The sequence below is a fragment of the Massilia scottii genome, from assembly GCF_030846495.1.
Classification (GTDB): domain Bacteria; phylum Pseudomonadota; class Gammaproteobacteria; order Burkholderiales; family Burkholderiaceae_D; genus Telluria_A; species Telluria_A violaceinigra.
The window spans coordinates 244,178-263,435 of record NZ_JAVCWM010000003.1; the positions used below are offsets into that span (position 1 = coordinate 244,178).

Genomic DNA, 19,258 nt, shown 5'->3' on the forward strand with positions numbered 1-19,258 from the left:
CTTTTTTACATTATGGCCCGATTATCAATGCGAGGGCACAGCGGTGTACAGCGCCGCGAACAGCGGCTTGCAGGACGCACTCAACTCACCGTCCAGCACCATCTGGCGCGCGGCCTCGATATCCGGGGCGAAAAAGCGGTCGGCGTCAAAAAACGGCACTTTCTGGCGCAACTGCTGATGCACGTGCTCCAGGTGCGGCGAGGAGGTGAGCGGACGGTGGAAATCGATCCCCTGCGCCGCGGCCAGCAGCTCGATGGCGACAATCACCGCCGTATTTTGCGCCATTTCGTCCAGACGGCGCGCCGCAAAGGTGGCCATGCTCACATGGTCTTCCTGGTTGGCGGACGTGGGCAGGCTGTCCACGCTGGCCGGATGGGCCAGCGACTTGTTTTCCGACGCCAGCGCGGCGGCGGTGACGTGGGCGATCATGAAGCCCGAATTGACGCCCGGCTCGCGCACCAGGAATGGCGGAAGACCCGACAAGGTGGCGTCGATCAGCAGCGCGATGCGGCGCTCGGCCAGGCCGCCGATTTCGGCGATCGCCAGCGCCAGCGTGTCGGCCGCAAAGGCGACCGGCTCGGCGTGGAAGTTCCCGCCCGAGATAATCTCGCCGGTGTCGGCAAAAATGAGCGGATTGTCGGTCACGGCATTGGCTTCGATCAGCAGGGTGCGCGACACGTTCGCGATCAGGTCCATGATCGCGCCCATGACTTGCGGCTGGCAGCGCAGGCTGTACGGGTCCTGCACGCGCTCGTCGCCGACCAGGTGCGAGGCGCGGATCGCGCTCGACGCCACCAGCTGGCGGTAGATCGCGGCGGCCGCGATCTGGCCCGGCTGGCCGCGCACTTCATGCACGCGCGCGTCGAACGGCGCGTCGCTGCCCTTGGCCGCGTCCAGCGACAGGGAACCGGCCACCATGGCCGCTTCCAGCAGGCGCTCGGTCATGAACAGGCCATGCAGCGCCAGCGCGGTCGAGACCTGGGTGCCGTTGATCAGCGCCAGCCCTTCCTTGGGGCCCAGCACCACCGGGGCGATGCCGGCCGCCTTGAGCGCGTCCGCCGCGTCGAGCAGTTCGCCGTTCACGCGCACCTGGCCCACGCCCAGCATGGCCAGCGTCATGTGCGCCAGCGGCGCCAGGTCGCCCGAGGCGCCGACCGAGCCCTTGGCCGGAATGGCGGGCATGATGCCGGCGTTGTACAGCGCGATCAGGGTGTCGATGATGAGCGGACGCACGCCCGAAAAGCCGCGCGCCAGGCTGCCGATTTTCATCAGCACGATCAGGCGCACCACCGCGTCCGACAGCAGCGCGCCGGTGCCGACCGAGTGCGACAGGATCAGGTTGCGCTGCAGTTCTTCCAGTTTTTCGTCCGGAATGCGGGTCTTGGCCAGGATGCCGAAACCGGTGTTGATGCCGTAGGCGGCATCGCCCTTGGCGACGATGGCGTCGACCGCCGCGGCCGAAGCCAAGATGGCCGGGTAAGCCGAAGGCGCCAGCGTCAGCGCGCCTGGAGCGGCCCACACGGCGCGCAGGTCGGCCATGGTCATCGCGCCGGGAGTGAGGGTCCAGCCCTTGTTCGAAGTCGTGTTCATGTTTGCTCTGGTTGGATTGTGCGTGGGGGTTACGGAAGCATCGGCAGGTTCAGGCCATTGCGCTTGGCGCAGGCGACCGCCGTCTCATAGCCGGCGTCGGCGTGGCGCATGACGCCCGACCCGCTGTCGTTGACCAGCACCCGTGCCAGCCGCTTGGCGGCGGCCTCGGTGCCGTCGGCCACGATGACCACGCCCGAATGCTGCGAGTAGCCCATGCCGACGCCGCCGCCGTGATGCAGCGATACCCAGGTGGCGCCGCCCGCGGTATTCAAGAGTGCGTTCAGGAGCGGCCAGTCGGACACCGCGTCGGTGCCGTCGCGCATGGCTTCCGTTTCGCGGTTCGGGCTGGCGACCGAGCCGGTATCGAGGTGGTCACGGCCGATGACGATGGGCGCTTTCAGTTCCCCCGTGCGCACCATTTCGTTGAAGGCCAGGCCGGCGATATGACGCTCGCCCAGGCCCAGCCAGCAGATGCGCGCCGGCAAGCCCTGGAAGGCGATCCGTTCGCGCGCCATGTCGAGCCAGTGGTGCACCTGCTTCTGCTCCGGGAACAGCTCCTTGATCTTGGCATCGGTCTTGTAGATATCTTCCGGGTCGCCCGACAGCGCCACCCAGCGGAACGGGCCACGGCCCTCGCAGAATTGCGGCCGGATATATGCCGGCACGAAGCCGGGGAAGGCGAAGGCATCGAGCACGCCCTGGTCCTTGGCCACCTGGCGGATGTTGTTGCCGTAATCGACGGCCTTCACGCCCATGGCGTGGAAGTCGAGGATGGCCTGCACATGCACCGCGCACGATGCCGCCGCCTCGGCGGTCAGGCGCGCGTGCTGGGACGGATCCTTCTGCGCCGCCTTCCACTGCTCCACCGTCCAGCCGCGCGGCAGGTAGCCGTTGATCAGGTCATGCGCCGAGGTCTGGTCGGTCACCATGTCCGGCACCAGGCCGCCGGCCTTGGCGCGCCGCACCAGCTCCGGCAGCACGTCGGCCGCGTTGCCCAGCAAGCCAATCGACACCGCTTCGCGCGCGGCCGTGTGCTGCTTGATCAGTGCGATGGCGTCGTCGATATCCCTGGCCTGCTTGTCCAGGTAGCGCGTGCGCAGGCGGAAGTCGATGCTGCTTTGCTGGCACTCGATATTGAGCGAGACCGCGCCGGCGAAGGTGGCCGCCAGCGGCTGCGCGCCGCCCATGCCGCCCAGGCCCGCGGTGAGAATCCAGCGTCCGCCCCAGTCGCCGCCGAAATGCTGGCGGCCTGCCTCGGCGAAGGTTTCGTACGTGCCCTGCACGATGCCCTGGGTGCCGATGTAGATCCAGCTGCCGGCCGTCATCTGGCCGTACATGAACAGGCCCTTGCGATCGAGTTCATTGAAGTGTTCCCAGTTGGCCCACTTGGGCACCAGGTTCGAGTTGGCGATCAGCACGCGCGGCGCGTCCGGGTGGGTCTGGAACACGCCGACCGGTTTGCCGGACTGGATCAGCAAGGTCTGGTCGTCTTCCAGTTCGCGCAGGGATGCGAGGATCTGGTCGTAGCAGGCCCAGTTGCGGGCCGCCCGGCCGATGCCGCCGTAGACCACCAGGTGCTTCGGGTTTTCCGCCACCTCCGCGTCCAGATTATTCTGGATCATGCGGTAGGCCGCCTCCGTCAGCCAGCTTTTGCAAGCCAGTTCGGTGCCGCGCGGGGCGCGGATCGTGCGGCTGGCGTCGAAGCGGGGATCGTCATCGAAACTGGTCGGATCGGTGGTCATGGCATCTCCTTCAATAGTTTAGGGGGCAGGCGCGTGCGCAGGCGGCACGCGCCCCGTGCAGCTTCAAAGTCTAAGTTGTATATACAACCAAGTCAAATCATTTATGCGCCCCTGTCGGGCTTACTCTTTTTTGAACACCTGGCGCCCTGCGACCCAGGTTTGCAGCACGCCGACCTTGTGGATATCGGCGGCCGGCATGGTGAACAGGTCCCGGTCGACGACGATGAAATCGGCCCATTTGCCCTTCTCCAGCGAGCCGGTGGTTTTTTCCTGATGGCCGGCCCAGGCCGCGTCGAGCGTGAAGCAGCGCAGCGCTTCCTTGAGCGTCATCGCCTCGTTGGCGTACCAGCCGGCGGCCGGCCGGCCTGCCGCATCCTGGCGCGTGACGGCCGCGTGGATGCCGAAGAAGGGGTTGGACGACTCCACCGGGAAGTCCGATCCGCAGGCGATGCGCGAGCCTTGCTTGAGAAACGTGCGCCAGGCGTAGGCGCCCTTGATGCGCTCCGGGCCGACGCGCTGTTCGGCCATGTTCATGTCGGACGTGGCGTGGGTCGGCTGCATCGACGGCACGATGCCGATGGTCTTGAAGCGCGCGATATCGGACAGCGCGACAACCTGCGCGTGCTCGACGCGGTGGCGCAGCGCGGCGCCGCCTTTGCTCTTATAGCGCGCGATCAGCTGCTCGTAGCCATCGAGGATCTGGCGGTTGCCGGCGTCGCCGATGGCGTGCACGTTGACCTGGTAGCCGCGCCGCATGGCCTTGTCCATCATTGCGTGGATGTCGGCGTTCTGGCGAAACAGCAGGCCGTGCGATGCGGGTTCGTCGCTGTAGGGCGCGATCAGCGCCGCGCCGCGGCTGCCCAGGGCGCCGTCCGCATACAGCTTGACCGCGCGCAGCGCGTACAGGTCGTTGGCGTAGGTCTTGAGCGGGCCCTTGGCCGAGAGCTGGTCGAAGTCGGCGCCGACGTCGCCGATCATGCCGTACACGCGCGCCGTCAATTTGCCCTGATCGGCGTAGCTGCGGTAGAGGGCATCCTGGCCGACGTTGACGCCCGCATCGTGCACGCTGGTCAGGCCCATTTGCGCGATCTGGCGCAGGGCGCGGTCGAGGACGACGCGAGCCTGGGCCTCGGACTGCCTGGGCAGGACCTTGGCGACCAGTTCCTGGGCGGCGTCGATCAGCACGCCGGTGGCGTTGCCGTCGGCGTCGCGCACGATCTTGCCGCCGGCCGGGTCGGGGGTGTCCCTGGTGATGCCGGCCAGTTGCATGGCGCGCGTGTTGGCCCAGCCGGCGTGGCCGTCGACCCGTTCGAGCCAGACGGGGCGGTCGGCGACGGCGCCATCGAGTTCGGCGGCGGTGGGGAAGCGGCCCAGTTTCCAGATTTCCTGGTTCCAGCCGCGTCCGCGCAGCCAGGCGTGCGAGGGATTGGCGCGCGCGTAGTCGGTGGCTGCTTTCAGGGCGTCGGCCAGGGTGGCGCTGCCGGCCAGGTCGAGCTGGGTGAGCATCTCGCCGAGGCCGAACACGTGGCCGTGGGCGTCGATCAGGCCGGGGAGGACGGTTTTTCCCTGCAGGTCGATATGGCGCGCCTTGGGCGCCTTGGCACGGGTCTGGGCGGCACTGCCGACGGCCAGGATGCGGCCCTTGTCATCGAACGCCAGGGACGTGAAGCGCAGCAGCTCGTTGCGGCTGTTGAGGGTATAGCCGTTGGCGTTATCGAGGACGATGTCCGCCTGCGCCGGCGCGGCCGCCCCGAGGGCGGCGAGGATGGCGAGGCAGCACTGCAAAGGGATCTGGCGCATCATTTCTCCATTCGGTGGGCAAGACCAAAGTGTAGCGCGCTTTGCCTCCTCGTCAACTTGTTGCCTAACCGGGGTCAGAGCTCCGAATCGGAACTTTTTTGTTGCCTAACCGGGGTCAGACCTCCGAATCGAAACATTGCAGCATGAGGTAGCGCTGCGGCTGCAACAGCGCGCTCAATTGATCCAACGCCACGGGCACCCGCTCCTACATGCTTAAGCTGTGCAGTTTGGTTGCACCCACCCGTTTATCGAGGTCCTATTTTTATGTCGCGCCGCCAACGCCTGGTCTTGCCTGAGGTCCCACTTCACATCATTCAAAGGGGAAACAATCGCTTGCCCTGTTTCTTCGCCGATACTGATTATCTGGTCTATCTCGATTTGCTCAAGAGCGCGGCCCAACTCGGCGGCTGCCGGATACATGCCTATGTACTGATGACGAATCACGTGCATTTGCTGGTCTCGCCGATATGCGACGCGTCGCCAGGGATCATGATGAAAGCGCTCGGGGAGCGCTACGTTCAATATGTCAATCGCCGTTACGACCGGATCGGCACGCTTTGGCAAGGCCGGTATCGCTCCTGTCTTGTGCAGGATGAGCGCTACTTGTTTGTATGCCAACGCTATATCGAACTTAATCCCGTGCGCGCACAGATGGTGAAGCATCCGGGAGACTATCGCTGGTCAAGCTACAGGAGGAACGCGAACGGCGAGCCGGACAGTCTCGTTGCGCCGCATTCCCTGTATGAAGGCCTTGGAGCCGAGCAGTCAGAACGGGAACTCCGGTACCGCGCCTTGTTCGAGGAAGACACGCCATCCGGCCTGACGGCGCAAATCCGGCGGGCAACTAACGGCAATACGGTGTTCGGCAGCGAAACGTTTATCGAACGGGTTGCCGTCGCCATCGGGAAAGACGTGATGCACCGACGTTCTGGCCGGCGCCATGAATAGCCAGGCTAAAAGATATTTCGATTCGGAGGTCTGACCCCGGTTAGGAAACAAAAAAGTTTCGATTCGGAGGTCTGACCCCGGTTAGGAAACTATTCGGCGTCGTGGAAGATGATGCCGAGGGTGTGGCGTTGCCCGGACAGCAACCGGCTCACGCCGTGCCGCATGCTGACGCGGTAGACGCTGCGGGTGCCGTTCAGCGGCCGCTGGTTCACCGGGAAGATCACGGCGTCGCCCTGCCCCAGCCCCACCACCTCGACCCGCGATTGCATCCGCGGGCGCTGTTCGGTCAGCACGAATTCGCCGCCCGTGAAATCCTCCCGCGGCTGCGACAGCAGTACCGCAACCTGCAAGGGGAACACGTGCTCTCCGTACAGGTCCTGGTGCAGGCAGTTGTAGTCGCCTTCGCGATAGCGCAGGATCAGGGGCGTGGGCCGCTGCTGCCCCGCCGCGTGGCAGCGCGCCAGAAACTCGCCGTGCCGCGCCGGGAAACGCGTCTCGATCCCCATCGCCTCATGCCAGCGGTTGGCAATGCGCGCCAGCGGTTCGTACAGCGCCGCGCGCAGCGCCGCCAGACCCTCGGGCAGCGGGTACCCGAAATAGCGGTACTCGCCGCGCCCGAAACCATGCCGCTCCATCACCACCCGGCTGCGGTAGCGCGCTTCGTCGTCGTAGGCGCCGGCATAGGCGCGGCATTCCCGCGCATCGATCAAGCCTTGCACCACGGCGCACCCGTGCGCATCGAGGTCGGCGCCGATGCGGTCCCAGCCGATCGCCACGCTCACGCCGCGCCGCCGTCGCCACGCTCGCGCTCGAGCAGGATGCGCTTGCGCTCGACGCCCCAGCGGTAGCCGGACAGCGCGCCGTCCGTGCGCACCACCCGGTGACAGGGAATCGCCACCGCGACCGGATTGGCGGCGCACGCCCCGGCAATCGCGCGCGCGCCGGCCGGCAAGCCAATGCGTGCGGCCAGTTCGGCGTAGCTGACGGTCTGCCCGGCCGGGATGTCGCGCAGCGCCTGCCATACGCGCTGCTGGAAGGCGGTGCCGCGCACGTCGAGCGGCAGGTCGAGCCCCACGCCGGGCGCTTCGACCAGGCCGACCACGCGCGCGACCGTGGCTTCGAAGCCGGCGTCGGCGCCGCGCAGGTCGGCCGCGGGGAAGCGGTCCTGCAGGTCGCGCGCCAGCAGGTCGGGGTCGTCGCCGATCAGGATGGCGCAGATGCCTTTGTCGGTGGACGCGACCAGGATCGCGCCGAGCGAGCAGGCGCCGATCGCGAAGCGGATCACGGTGCCGCTGCCGCCGGCGCGCCAGGCGGTGGGGGTCATGCCGAGCCGCGCGGGGGCGCTGGCGTAAAAGCGTGCGCTGGAGTTGTAGCCGGCCGCGTAAATGGCTTCGGTGACGCTGCCGGCCGTGGCCAGGCCGGCGTCGACCTTGCCGGCGCGGCGCGCGGCGGCGTAGGCCTTGGGCGTGATGCCGGTGTGGTGCTTGAAGACGCGGTGAAAATGGAAGCGGCTCATGCCGCACGCCTCGGCCAGGCTGTCGAGGTCCAGGCCGGCCTCGCTGGCGTCGATCAGGCGGCAGGCGCGCGCCACCATCTGGGCGTGGCGTTCGCCCAGCGGCGGCTGGTCCGGCTTGCAGCGCAGGCAGGGCCGAAAGCCGGCCTGCTCGGCCTCGGCGCCGCTGGGGTGGAAGGCGACGTTGGCGCGCAGGGCGGCGCGCGCGCCGCACGAGGGCCGGCAGTAGACGCCCGTGGTCCTGACCGAGTAATAAAAGACGCCGTCGGCGCCGGCGTCGCGCCGCTGCACCGCGGCCCAGCGCGCGTCGTCGTCGCCGTAGCCGGTGCTGCCGGTGCTGTTAGTGTTCGTGCTCATTGCTGTTTTCATGGCTGTGCTCCCGCTGCCGTTGCTGATCCGGTTCGCGATCGAATCTCATGCACCCATCGTAGGCGGCCCGGCGCCGGCGGTCATCCCGCTGCTTGCTTTTGAATCCGGCGCCGCAAGCACGGTGCTAAAATCAGGGTTTAAGCCGGCCTTCGGAGAGTAGTTTGGAACAGCAGATTGCGCAAGACACGACGCCGATTTTCCAGCGCATCAAGGATTATCTGCTGGGCGAAATCGCCGCCGGCCGCTGGAAGGAGGGCGATGTGGTGCCGTCCGAGCAGGCCCTGGTGCGCCAGTTCGGGGTCTCGCGCATGACCGTCAACCGCGCCGTGCGCGAGCTGACCGCCGAGCAGGTGCTGACGCGCCGCCAGGGCTCGGGCACCTATGTGGCGCCGCAGAAGTACCAGGCCACGCTGGTGGAAATCCGCAGCATCGCCGATGAAATCCGCGCCCGCGGCCACCGTCACCGCAGCAGCCTGCACCTGCTCGACAAGGCGCGCGCGAGCGAGCTGCTGGCGCTGCAGTTCGAGCTGGCGCCCGGCCAGCCGCTGTTTCATTCGGTCATCGTGCACTTCGAGAACGAGGTGCCGATCCAGGTCGAGGACCGCTGGGTCAATCCGGCTTGCGCGCCCGATTACCTGGCCCAGGATTTTTCGGCCATCACGCCCAACGAGCACCTGATGAAGGCCGCGCCCCTGCAAAGCGCCAGCTACAGCATCGAGGCCCTGCCCGCCCCGCGCGACATCGCCGCGATGCTGGCGATCGGACCGCGCCAGTGTTGTCTGGTGCTCAAGCGCAAGACGCACGCCCTCGGACAAATCGCGTCGGTCGTGACAATGTGGCATCCCGGCCAGCTGTATCAGTTCACCGGCAAGGTCGGCTGAGCAGGCCGATTCCCTCGGCAACAGCAGAAATACGACACTTTTGCGCGCACGATAGGCGAAGATTCCTTTTGGTAAATTCCCGGAGTCAAAAAATGGCTACTATGGAGGTAGCCTAACTCCACTTCCGATGGCCCCGCCATGCCCTTTCCGACCTTGTCCACCCGCCCCCGTGCCGCGTTGCGCTGGCTGCGCATCTGCGCACTGCTGGCGGCGGCGCTGGCGGGCGCGGACGCGCTGGCGCTGGAAAAAGTCGTGGTGCAGCTCAAGTGGCAGCACCAGTTCCAGTTCGCCGGCTATTACGCGGCCCAGGAACAGGGCTTTTACCGCGAGGCGGGGCTGGACGTGACGCTGCGCGAGGCCGAACGCGGCGACGACGCGGTGTCGGCAGTGACCTCGGGCGCGGCCGAGTATGGGGTGGCCAATTCGAATCTGCTGGTGGCGCGCGGGCGCGGCAAGCCGGTGGTGGTGCTGGCGTCGGTGTTCCAGCATTCGCCGGCGGTGCTGCTGGCGCGCGCCGGCGCCGACGGCCAGCCGCAGTTGCCGCCGACCGGCACGGTGATGATTTCGCCAAACAGCGTGGAGCTGCTGGTCTTTATGAAGAAGTTCGGGGCGCCGCTGGCCAACTATGCGCAGGTGCGGCACAGCTACAACGTGGGCGACCTGGCCAGCGGCCGGGTGGCGGCCATGTCGGCCTTCAGCACCGACCAGCCTTACCTGCTCGAACGCGAGCGCACCCGCGTGACGATGCTCACGCCGCGCTCGGCCGGCATCGATTTTTACGGCGACCTGTTGTTTACCAGCGAGACCGAACTGCGCGAGCATCCGGCGCGCGCGGCCGCCATGCGCGCGGCCACCCTGCGCGGCTGGCGCTATGCGCTGGCGCACCAGGCCGACATCGTGGACCTGATCCGGGCGCGCTATCCGCATCGCCTCAGCCGCGAGCACCTGCTGTACGAGGCGCGCGGCATCGTGCCGCTGATGGAAGCGGACATGCTGGAGCCGGGCTACAGCAATCCGGAACGCTGGCGCGCCATCGCGGCCGCCTACGCCAGTCTTGGCCTGCTGCCGGCCGGGTTTTCGCTCGATGGCTTCCTGTACCAGGCGCCGCGCACGCACGGGCTGCCCGCTTACCTGGCCGCGCTGGCGCTGGCGGCGCTGCTGCTGGTGGCCGGCGCGGCCCTGTGGCGCCTGCGGCGCATGGCGGCTACCCTGCGCACCGAACGCACCGTCCTCGCGGCCACGCGCGCGCAGCTGGCCAGCAGCGAGAACCTGCTGCGCTTTGCGCTCGACGGCTCCGGCCATGGCACCTGGGAGTGGGTCCAGCACAGCGGCGAGCTGGCTTTGTCGGCGCGCTTCAAGGAGCTGCTGGGCTATGGGCCGGACGAATTCGGAGTCGATTTCAACGCCTGGCTGCTGCATGTGCACCCGGAGGACGTGGCGCGCCTGAAGGCCGATCTTTCCGCCTGCCTCAGGTCGCCGGCGGCCGGCAGCAACGTGCTGGCGTGCGAATTTCGCATGCGCTGCAAGGATGGCCGCTGGAAGTGGATGCTCGGGCGCGGCATCGTGGTCGAACGCGATGCGAAGTCGCACGCCCGCTGCGTGAGCGGCACCATGGCCGATATCGGCGACCGCAAGCAAGCCGAGGAGGCGCGCGTGCGCGCGGTGCTCGAAGCGTCGCCGGAAGCGATGCTGGTGCTCGACGCCGACGGCCGCATCCGCCATGCCAACCATCTGTGCGCGAGCAGCTTCGGGTATGCGCTCGAGACCCTGATCGGCATGCCGGCCGAGCAGCTTGCGCCGGGCGTGCGCACGCCGGGCGCGCCCAACCAGGTGCTCACGGCGCAGCGGCGCGACGCCAGCCAGTTTCCGGCCGAAGTCAATCGCACCCCGATGCAGCTGCAGGGCCATACGCTGACCATCGTGTCGCTGCGCGACATCAGCGAGCGCCAGCGCGCCGAGCAGACGCTCAAGGCGCTGGCGGCGCGCCTGCACGAGATTTTGCAGATGATGCCGATCGGCCTGTACATCAAGGATACCGAGGGCCGCGTGACGCTCATGAACAGCGCCTGCGAGAGCCAGTTCGGCCTGACCCTGGCACAGTTGAGCGGGGACGAACAGGGCACCGGCGGCATGCTCAGCGCGCGCGAACGCGAAGCCTTCGCCGGCGGCGTGATGCTCGACGATGTCGAGACGGTGTCCAACGCGCGCCTGGGCCGCGAGCTGCATGTGCGCACCATCCGCAAGCCGGTCTGCAATGAGCAGGGCCAGAGCGAGTACCTGATCGCGATGATGGTCGATATGAGCGCGAGCATCGGCACCGAGCAGCAGCTGCGCGAACTGAACGAGCACCTGGAAGAGCGCGTGCAGCAGCGCACCGCGCAGCTGGACCAGGCCAAGAAGGTGGCCGAGGAAGCGAGCATGGCCAAGGGCCAGTTCCTGGCCAATATGAGCCACGAAATCCGCACGCCCATGAATGGGGTGATCGGCATGGCCTACCTGGCGCTCAAGACCGACCTCAATCCGCGCCAGCGCGACTACATCGAAAAAATCCGCTTCGCCGGCGAGCACCTGCTGGGCATCATCGACGATATCCTCGACTTTTCCAAGATCGAGGCGGGCAAGCTGGAGGTGGAAATGGTCGCCTTTACGCTCGACCATGTGATCCAGACCCTGTCGACGGTGGTCGCGCCCAAGGCCGCCACCAAGGACCTGGCGCTGGTGTTCGAGCTCGATCCGGCGCTGCCGCCGGCGCTGCAGGGCGACCCGCTGCGCCTGGGCCAGGTGCTGATCAACTATACCCACAATGCGATCAAGTTTTCCGACAGCGGCAGCATCACGATCCGGATCGACAATATCGACGACCGCGCCGACGACTGCCTGCTGCGCTTCCAGGTGTGCGACAACGGCATCGGCCTCACGCCGGAGCAGACGGCCAAGCTGTTCCAGTCGTTCCAGCAGGCCGACACCTCGACCACGCGCGAGTACGGCGGCACCGGCCTGGGACTGGCGATCTGCAAGCAGCTGGCGCAGCTGATGGGGGGCGACGTCGGCGTCGAGAGCCATCCGGGCAGCGGCAGCTGCTTCTGGTTCACGGCGCGCGTGGGCAAGCTCGATCCGGCCGCCGTCGGCGCCCACGCCGGTGCCGATGGCGCCACGGCCGGCGCGCGCGCGCCCGGCCAGGATGCGCTGCTGCGCGGCGCCCGCATCCTGCTGGTGGAGGACAATATCTTCAACCAGCAGATCGCCCTCGAAATGCTGGAGGAAGCCGGCTGCGTGGTGTGCCTGGCGCAGAACGGCCTGGAAGCGCTCGACCTGCTGGCCAAGGCCAGTTTCGACTGCGTGCTGATGGATGTGCAGATGCCGGTCATGGACGGCTTGCAGGCCACGCGCCTGATCCGCCTCGACCCGCGCCTGGCCGGACTGCGCGTGCTGGCCATGACGGCCAACGCCACCAGCGCGGACCGCGAGCGCTGCATGCAGGCCGGCATGGACGACTTCATCAGCAAGCCGATCCAGCCGACGGTGCTGTGCGACGCGGTGGCGCGCTGGCTGCCGCTGCGCCTGCCGGCGGCGGTGGCGGCGCCGGCCGCGCCGTCCCAGCCCGGCTTTCGCACGGTGGCGGGCGACCCGGAGGTGATCGACCTGACGGTGCTGGCCAAGCTGCTCAGCTACAACCAGGACAAGGTGCGCAAGTTCGCCTTCAAGTTCCTGCAGACCACCCAGGCCGGTTTCGACGAGATGGAAGCGGCGCTGGCGGCCGGCGACATCCAGCGCGTGCGCGAGCTGGGCCACCGCATCAAGTCGTCGGCGCGCACGGTGGGGGCGATGGGCATGGGCGAGCTGTGCCTGCGCCTGGAAAACCTGGCCCATGGCAGCCCGGCCACCGAACGGGCCGAGGCCAGAGCCCTGGTTGCCCAGCTCTGGCCGCTGCTGGCGCGGATCACCGAGCAGATCATGCAGAACACGACATTTGCCAACGACGCCTAAAAAAACGCGCGCGCACCTGCCGTTCGGGGGCGATCTCCGGGATAATAGCTGGGCATGCGCCAGTTCGCGTGACGCCAATAACGACAATAACAGCCGCCAAAGACAACCATGGACGACCCCGCCAACAAGGCCCCGGCCCCACGCATCCGCGTGCTGCTGCTGGACGACGATCATTTTATGCTGGAACTGCTGACCGACATGCTGGCCGATATCGGCACCGCGGCCGGCGCCGCCGTCAGCTTCGAGGTGCGCGCCGAATCGGACGCCAAGCGCGCCCTGGCCAGCCTGGCGTCGGATGCGCCGGGCCTGCTGATCTGCGACCTGTCGATGCCGGACATGGATGGCATCGAATTCATGCAGGCGGCAGCCGCGGCCGGTTTCGGCGGCGGCGTGATGCTGCTTTCCGGCATGGACAGCGGCGTGCGCAAGGCGGCCGAGCGGCTGGCCAAGGCGCACGGACTGAACGTGCTGGGCGCCTTCAAGAAGCCGATCAGCGCCCAGGAACTGCAGGCGGCGCTGGCCCCGCTGGTGGCGTCGAACAGCCCGGGACAAGAGAATTCGTACAATCTTTCTCCCCTTTCGGGAAAATAGGTTATTATTTCGGCTAAATCCCCGCCTGACACCCTCTGCCGCCCTTCCCTATATTGAATTTGCACACACCGTCACCACCATAGTGTTGCAAGATGAAAAAGGAAACTGGCTGGCGATACCGAAGGGGACTTCGAAAACCGTCGCGAGCGGCGCAAGATTTGTTCGAGAAGCGCAGCCGTACCAAGGTACGGCGAGCCTCGCAGGACGAATAGTGCGCCGCGCGGCAGGTGGTTCGAGGTTCCCCGAAGCAGGGTCGGCTTATCCCCCAGGCGTTATTGACCCCCTACCTCATTTAGAGGAAAACATGAGCGAAAATATTAAACACGTTAGCGATGCATCTTTTGAAGCGGATGTCCTCAAGTCGGACCGTCCGGTGCTGGTCGATTTCTGGGCCGAGTGGTGCGGTCCGTGCAAGGCCATCGCTCCGATCCTGGAAGAAGTCGCCAAGGAATACGAAGGCAAGCTGGTCATCGCCAAGATGGATGTGGACGCCAACCAGGGCATTCCGCCGAAGTTCGAGATCCGCGGCATTCCGACCCTGATTCTGTTCAAGAATGGCGTTGTAGCGGCCAAGAAAATCGGCATGGTGACGAAGGGTCAGTTGACCTCCTTCATCGACAGCAATATTTAAGACGTAGTACAACGTGACCGCAGCGCGCCCGCGCTGCCGTCTTGTCCGGCCGGGAAGCGTTTGGCCTCGACTGATTTCTTCCCAGATGATTAACCCACGCAGTTCCCTCCCCTACCTTTACTTCCCGTCACGGGACTCAACTCATGCACTTATCTGAACTGAAGGCCATGCACGTCTCCGCTCTGTTGGAGATGGCGATTGGCCTCGATATCGACAACGCAGCCCGCCTGCGCAAACAAGAACTGATGTTCGCCATTCTCAAGAAGCGCGCGAAATCGGGCGAACAGATTTTTGGCGACGGCGCTCTCGAAGTGCTGCCGGACGGCTTCGGCTTCCTGCGCTCGCCCGATGCCAGCTACATGGCCTCGACCGACGATATCTATATCTCGCCTTCGCAAATCCGCCGCTTCAACCTGCATACGGGCGATTCGATCGAAGGCGAAGTGCGCACCCCGAAAGATGGCGAGCGCTATTTCGCGCTGGTCAAGGTCGACAAGGTCAATGGCGAATCTCCGGAAGCGAGCAAGCACCGCATTCTGTTCGAGAACCTGACCCCGCTGCACCCGAACGAGCCGCTGCGCCTCGAGCGCGAAATGAATGGCCAGGAAAACATCACCGGCCGCATCATCGACCTGATCGCCCCGATCGGCAAGGGCCAGCGCGGCCTGCTGGTGGCGTCCCCGAAATCGGGCAAATCGGTCATTTTGCAGCACATCGCCCACGCGATCACCGCCAACCATCCGGACTGCACCCTGATCGTGCTGCTGATCGACGAACGTCCTGAAGAAGTGACCGAAATGCAGCGCTCGGTGCGCGGCGAAGTGGTTGCCTCGACCTTCGACGAACCAGCCACGCGCCACGTGCAAGTGGCCGAAATGGTGCTCGAAAAGGCCAAGCGCCTGGTCGAAATGAAAAAGGACGTGATCATCCTGCTCGACTCGATCACCCGCCTGGCGCGCGCCTACAACACCGTCATTCCTGCCTCGGGCAAGGTACTGACCGGTGGTGTGGATGCCAACGCGCTGCAGCGTCCGAAGCGTTTCTTCGGTGCGGCACGCAACATCGAGGAAGGCGGCTCGCTGACCATCATCGCCACCGCCCTGATCGAAACCGGTTCGCGCATGGATGACGTGATTTACGAGGAATTCAAGGGCACCGGCAACATGGAAGTGCACCTCGAGCGCCGCCTGGCCGAGAAGCGCGTCTACCCTGCGATCAACCTGAACAAATCCGGCACGCGCCGCGAAGAGTTGCTGATCAAGGCCGACCAGCTGCAGAAGATCTGGATCCTGCGCAAGCTGCTGTACTCGATGGACGAGATCGAAGCGATGGAGTTCATCCTCGACAAGATGAAGGCCACGAAGAACAACAATGAGTTCTTCGACATGATGCGCCGCGGCGGCTGATCCCCCCGACAGCATCGCGAAAGGACGGCTGCGGCCGTCCTTTTTTCGTTTTTGGCAACTTCGGTAACACCGGGGTCAGACCCCCAACAGAAAAACCGGGGTCTGACCCCTATGGCGCACGCCGGCAAAGCGCTGTATAATCGCCGGTTGCAGTATTTAACCCCTGGCAAGTGAGCGGCAATCGGGTCACGAGGCAAGACGACCGACGAAGTGCAGTTTGGCTACCAAACTAACCGAGGCAAGACCATGCGTAAAGATATCCATCCAGAATACCGCGACGTTGTATTCCACGACCTGTCGTGCGATTTCAAATTCGTTACCCGTTCGACCATCCAGACCCGCGAAAAAATCACCCACGAGGGCGCAGAATACCCACTGGTGAAGATCGAGGTATCGGCTGAATCGCACCCGTTCTACACCGGCAAGCACAAAATCGTCGACACCGCTGGCCGCGTCGAGAAGTTCCGTCAGAAATTTGGTGCCGTCGGCTCCAAAACCGCGGTTGCAAACGGCTAAGTTTTTGCCATGCAGTCCTAAAAAGCAGCCCCGGCTGCTTTTTTTTCGTTGATACTACGTCCTCTCCCCATTCCCGATGCCCCCGTTATCGATGAAACCCGTCCGTCTTTCCGCCGCCGCCACCCTCGCCCTCCCGCGCTGGGCCCTGTTTGCGCTGGGCCTGCTGTACATCCTGCCCGGCCTGATCGGGCGTGCTGACTGGAAAGATGATGCTGGCAGTTTCGGCATCATGTGGACCATGGCCCACGGTGGCGTGAGCGACTGGCTGGTGCCGAATATCGCCGGCATGCAGGTGGCGGACGACGGCCCCCTCGCCTTCTGGCTGGGCGCGCTGTGCATCAAGCTGTTCGGCTGGCTGATGGGCGACATGATGGCGGCGCGCATGTCGACCATCGGCATCTTTTTGGCCGGCACGGCCTCGGTCTGGTGGACCGCCTTCCACCTGGGGCGGCGCCAGGATGCGCAGCCGCTGCGGCTGGCCTTCGGCGGCCAGCCCGAGCCGGACGACTACGGCCGCACCCTGGCCGATACGGCCGCGCTGATCTACCTCGGCTGCCTGGGCCTGCTGATGTTCAGCCACGAAACCCTGGCCGTGACCCTGCAGGGCGGCCTGGTCGCCTATTTCCTGTACCGCGCGGTGCGCTACGTGGAAGCGCAGACGGTGCGCAACGCGGTCCTGATCGGTTTGTCGCTGGGCGCGCTGGTGCTCACGCGCGGCCTGCTCACGCCGCTGACCTTGCTGCTGGCCCTGTTCCTGTGCACGCGTTTCCTGTCGGTGCCTTTGGCGCCGACCCTGCGCCACCTCGGCCTGTCGGTGCTGACGGCGGTGCTGATCTCGACGATCTGGGTGCTGCCGGCGATCCTGATGCAGCCGTACGGCTTGAATCCCGTGGCGGCCTGGCTGGGCTGGACCGGACGCCAGATCGGGCTGCCGAGCTGGGTCTCGATCAAGACCTTTTTCCGCGTCGGCATCTGGTTCTTCTGGCCGGCCTGGCCGTTCGCCGGCTGGGCCATTTACGCCTGGCGCCGCCAGGACCATCTGCTGCACATCGTGCTGCCGCTGTTTTTCGTCGGCGCGCTCACCTTGCTGATCCTGTGCGATCCGCTGCCGGAAAACGGCGACCTGCTCAAGCTGCTGCCGCCGCTGGCCATCATGGCCGCGTTCGGACTGCCGACCATGAAACGCGGCGCCATCAATGCCATCGACTGGTTCTCGGTGATGGTGCTGACCATGCTGGGCGCGATCGTGTGGCTGTTCTGGATCGCCAAGCTGACCGGCTGGCCGGCGCAGCTGGCCAAGAATGTGCTCAAGCTGCTGCCGGGCTTCCGGCCCGAAGTCGATGTGCTGGCGTTCGTGGTCGCCGCCGGCGCCACCATCGGCTGGATCGCGCTGGTCCACTGGCGCATCTCGCGCCAGCCGGCGGTGCTGTGGCGTGCCGTGGTGCTGTCGTCGGGCGGGCTGATCTTGCTGTGGGTGCTGCTCATGACGCTGTTCCTGCCGGACTTCAATTACAGCAAGAGCTACGCCAGCGTGGCGCGCCAGATCGCCAGCTCGCTGCCGCCGGGTTCGGGCTGCATCAATTCCAACGTGGGCGCGCCGCAGCGCGCTTCGCTGGCGTTTTACGGCAAGCTGCCGTTCGATAAAATGGGCTCGGCCCAGTGCGATCTGATCCTGCTGCAGGACAGCGTGAAAGTGCACGACGAACGCGAACTGGCCAAGCCGCCGCCGGGTGCCGAGTGGCGCCTGCTGTGGGAAGGCCGGCGCGCGGCCGACCGCGACGAGCGCTTCCGCCTGTATCAGCGCGCGCCCTGAACCTCGCGCGGCGTTCGGCGGCCTGGCGTAGCGAGTACGCGCTTACCCGGTACAGCGCCGCATCAGCCACTCGACCGGGCCAAGCGCGAAGCGGCGGCGCCACAGGTGCGCGCACAGCACCGCGCCGGCCGAGAACAGCAGCGCGCTGGAGACCGCAAAGGCGAGCGTGCGGCCATTGAGCAGGCCAAGCGCTTCGAGCACGCCCATGCCGACGACGACGTGGGCGATGTAGAGCGTGAGCGCGAGCTGGCCGGCATGCACCAGGGGCGTCAGCAGCCACGCGCCAGGCCAGCGCTGGCCGATCCAGACGCAGGCGGCGATCACCGCCATGGCGTCGCCGGCGGCGGCGATCCAGTACAGCGGCATCGGCGGCAGCGGGCCGGATGACCACAGGTGCGACCAGATGCCCGTTCCCGGCGCGGCAAGCGATTCGCCAATCAACATGGCCGATTCGGCCGCGATGCCCATCACAAGGCCGGTCATGAAGACCCGGTAAAGCACGGCGGACGATTGCAGGTCGAGGCGGCCGGCGGCCATTCCCAGCAACAGGAAGCCGGCCCACGGGAACACCGGATGAAAGCCGTTGAAGAACAGGTTGCGAACGAAGCCGGCGGGCGTCCAGAAGCCGGTGTAGGCCAGTGTCTCCCAGTTCCAGCCGCTGCCGTAGTCGAGGTTCGTGGCCAGCAGAACAAAGCCGGCCACCATGGCGGCGGCGGCGGCGAGCACGGCGCCGGTGCGCCATGACAGCGCGGCCGCGCCGATGACCATGTAGGCGCCGTAGTAATGGAGGATGTCGGCGGGCCAGACCTGCACATACAGCAGGCCGGCGACGAACAGGAAGGCGGCGCGTTTGAGGATGCCGGCGCGGGCGGTGCGCAGCGCGCCAGCGTCGCCCGACTGGCGCGCGCGCTGCGAGACCAGCGCCAGGCCGACGCCTGCCAGCACCACGAAGATGGCGGAAGCGCGGCCATCGAGCGCATCGAAGAGCGCCAGCCACCACGAGGCATCGGCCGCGCTGGCGTGCATCACGACCTTGAAATTGACGACCACCATGCCGATGACGGCAAGGGCCCGGGCCAGGTCGAGACCGACGATACGCTGTTTCATGGATGGCTACATTGAAAAAATCACAATGTAGCATGCCGATCGGCGTTTGTTGAAAATGGGGTTTCGATCAGCAATGCTTATGCTTGACGACCTATTCAACAGGCGTAACGGGGCTGACGTGTCCGCCCAGGATCAACAGGGTTTCGTATTCCTGTTGCGAGAGAGGGCAATCCACCAGCATGTCGAACGTTTGCCGGGAGAGCTTGCACTGCTTGGCCACAAGCGATATCCCGCTGGCAGAAATTTCAGTGTGGCTGTGACTCGTCTTGGTGAATACCGCAGTTTTTTTACCCTGCGTATTGAAATAGTCATAGTAGTGATGATCGCCTTCGCGGCGACGAAAGCCTTTTTTCAACAAGCCTTT

15 protein-coding genes are annotated in these 19,258 nt (G+C 65.8%); 8 read left to right on the forward strand and 7 right to left on the reverse strand.

Annotated elements, in window-relative coordinates; all coding sequences use genetic code 11:
- Positions 1–24: 24 nt before the first annotated feature.
- The 3 genes from hutH to RBA41_RS05305 form a co-directional block, all read right to left on the reverse strand.
- A complete protein-coding gene (gene hutH / locus RBA41_RS05295) occupies positions 25–1,590 on the reverse strand; it encodes a histidine ammonia-lyase (protein WP_306621751.1) in 1,566 nt (521 codons plus the stop codon).
- A 29-nt stretch (positions 1,591–1,619) separates the two neighbouring features.
- On the reverse strand, positions 1,620–3,332 hold the full coding sequence (gene hutU / locus RBA41_RS05300; RefSeq protein ID WP_306621753.1) for a urocanate hydratase: 1,713 nt from the start codon (positions 3,330–3,332) through the stop codon (positions 1,620–1,622).
- Between the two features lie 120 nt (positions 3,333–3,452).
- A complete protein-coding gene (locus tag RBA41_RS05305) occupies positions 3,453–5,132 on the reverse strand; it encodes an amidohydrolase (RefSeq protein WP_306621755.1) in 1,680 nt (559 codons plus the stop codon).
- A gap of 264 nt (positions 5,133–5,396) precedes the next feature.
- Between RBA41_RS05305 and RBA41_RS05310 the strand changes: the two genes are divergently transcribed.
- Positions 5,397–6,080, forward strand: coding sequence for a transposase (locus RBA41_RS05310; RefSeq protein ID WP_306621757.1), 684 nt, complete (start codon positions 5,397–5,399; stop codon positions 6,078–6,080).
- A gap of 89 nt (positions 6,081–6,169) precedes the next feature.
- Here RBA41_RS05310 and RBA41_RS05315 read toward each other — a convergent pair whose 3' ends face one another.
- Both RBA41_RS05315 and ada read right to left on the reverse strand, forming a co-directional pair.
- A complete protein-coding gene (locus tag RBA41_RS05315; RefSeq protein WP_374709495.1) occupies positions 6,170–6,967 on the reverse strand; it encodes a 2OG-Fe(II) oxygenase in 798 nt (265 codons plus the stop codon).
- Positions 6,859–7,950 carry a bifunctional DNA-binding transcriptional regulator/O6-methylguanine-DNA methyltransferase Ada gene (gene ada / locus RBA41_RS05320; protein ID WP_306621761.1) on the reverse strand — a complete coding sequence of 364 codons (1,092 nt, stop codon included), beginning with the start codon at positions 7,948–7,950 and terminating at the stop codon, positions 6,859–6,861. Before ada ends, RBA41_RS05315 begins: the two co-directional genes overlap by 109 nt.
- A gap of 173 nt (positions 7,951–8,123) precedes the next feature.
- Here ada and hutC point away from each other — a divergent pair, with 173 nt between their 5' ends.
- From hutC to RBA41_RS05355, 7 genes are all read left to right on the forward strand, one after another.
- Positions 8,124–8,843, forward strand: coding sequence for a histidine utilization transcriptional repressor HutC (gene hutC / locus RBA41_RS05325; RefSeq protein ID WP_306621763.1), 720 nt, complete (start codon positions 8,124–8,126; stop codon positions 8,841–8,843).
- A gap of 138 nt (positions 8,844–8,981) precedes the next feature.
- Positions 8,982–12,830 (forward strand): ABC transporter substrate-binding protein, encoded by a 3,849-nt coding sequence (locus RBA41_RS05330; RefSeq protein WP_306621765.1) that lies wholly within the window; start codon positions 8,982–8,984, stop codon positions 12,828–12,830.
- 108 nt (positions 12,831–12,938) lie between these two features.
- Positions 12,939–13,421 (forward strand): response regulator, encoded by a 483-nt coding sequence (locus tag RBA41_RS05335; protein ID WP_306621767.1) that lies wholly within the window; start codon positions 12,939–12,941, stop codon positions 13,419–13,421.
- A gap of 304 nt (positions 13,422–13,725) precedes the next feature.
- Complete coding sequence (gene trxA / locus RBA41_RS05340) at positions 13,726–14,052, forward strand: thioredoxin TrxA (protein ID WP_099875075.1); 327 nt, start codon at positions 13,726–13,728, stop codon at positions 14,050–14,052.
- Between the two features lie 143 nt (positions 14,053–14,195).
- On the forward strand, positions 14,196–15,458 hold the full coding sequence (gene rho, locus RBA41_RS05345) for a transcription termination factor Rho (RefSeq protein WP_054268339.1): 1,263 nt from the start codon (positions 14,196–14,198) through the stop codon (positions 15,456–15,458).
- 246 nt (positions 15,459–15,704) lie between these two features.
- A complete protein-coding gene (locus RBA41_RS05350) occupies positions 15,705–15,974 on the forward strand; it encodes a type B 50S ribosomal protein L31 (RefSeq protein ID WP_054268338.1) in 270 nt (89 codons plus the stop codon).
- Between the two features lie 91 nt (positions 15,975–16,065).
- Positions 16,066–17,787 (forward strand): ArnT family glycosyltransferase, encoded by a 1,722-nt coding sequence (locus tag RBA41_RS05355; protein WP_306621771.1) that lies wholly within the window; start codon positions 16,066–16,068, stop codon positions 17,785–17,787.
- A 42-nt stretch (positions 17,788–17,829) separates the two neighbouring features.
- On the opposite strand, the gene RBA41_RS05360 is transcribed toward RBA41_RS05355, so the two are convergent.
- Positions 17,830–18,894: a DUF418 domain-containing protein gene (locus RBA41_RS05360; protein ID WP_306621774.1), complete on the reverse strand. Its 1,065-nt coding sequence runs from the start codon at positions 18,892–18,894 to the stop codon at positions 17,830–17,832.
- 91 nt (positions 18,895–18,985) lie between these two features.
- The gene (locus tag RBA41_RS05365) at positions 18,986–19,252 is read right to left on the reverse strand and encodes a hypothetical protein (protein ID WP_306621776.1); all 267 of its coding nucleotides are present in this window, start codon (positions 19,250–19,252) and stop codon (positions 18,986–18,988) included.
- Between the last annotated feature and the right edge of the window lie 6 nt (positions 19,253–19,258).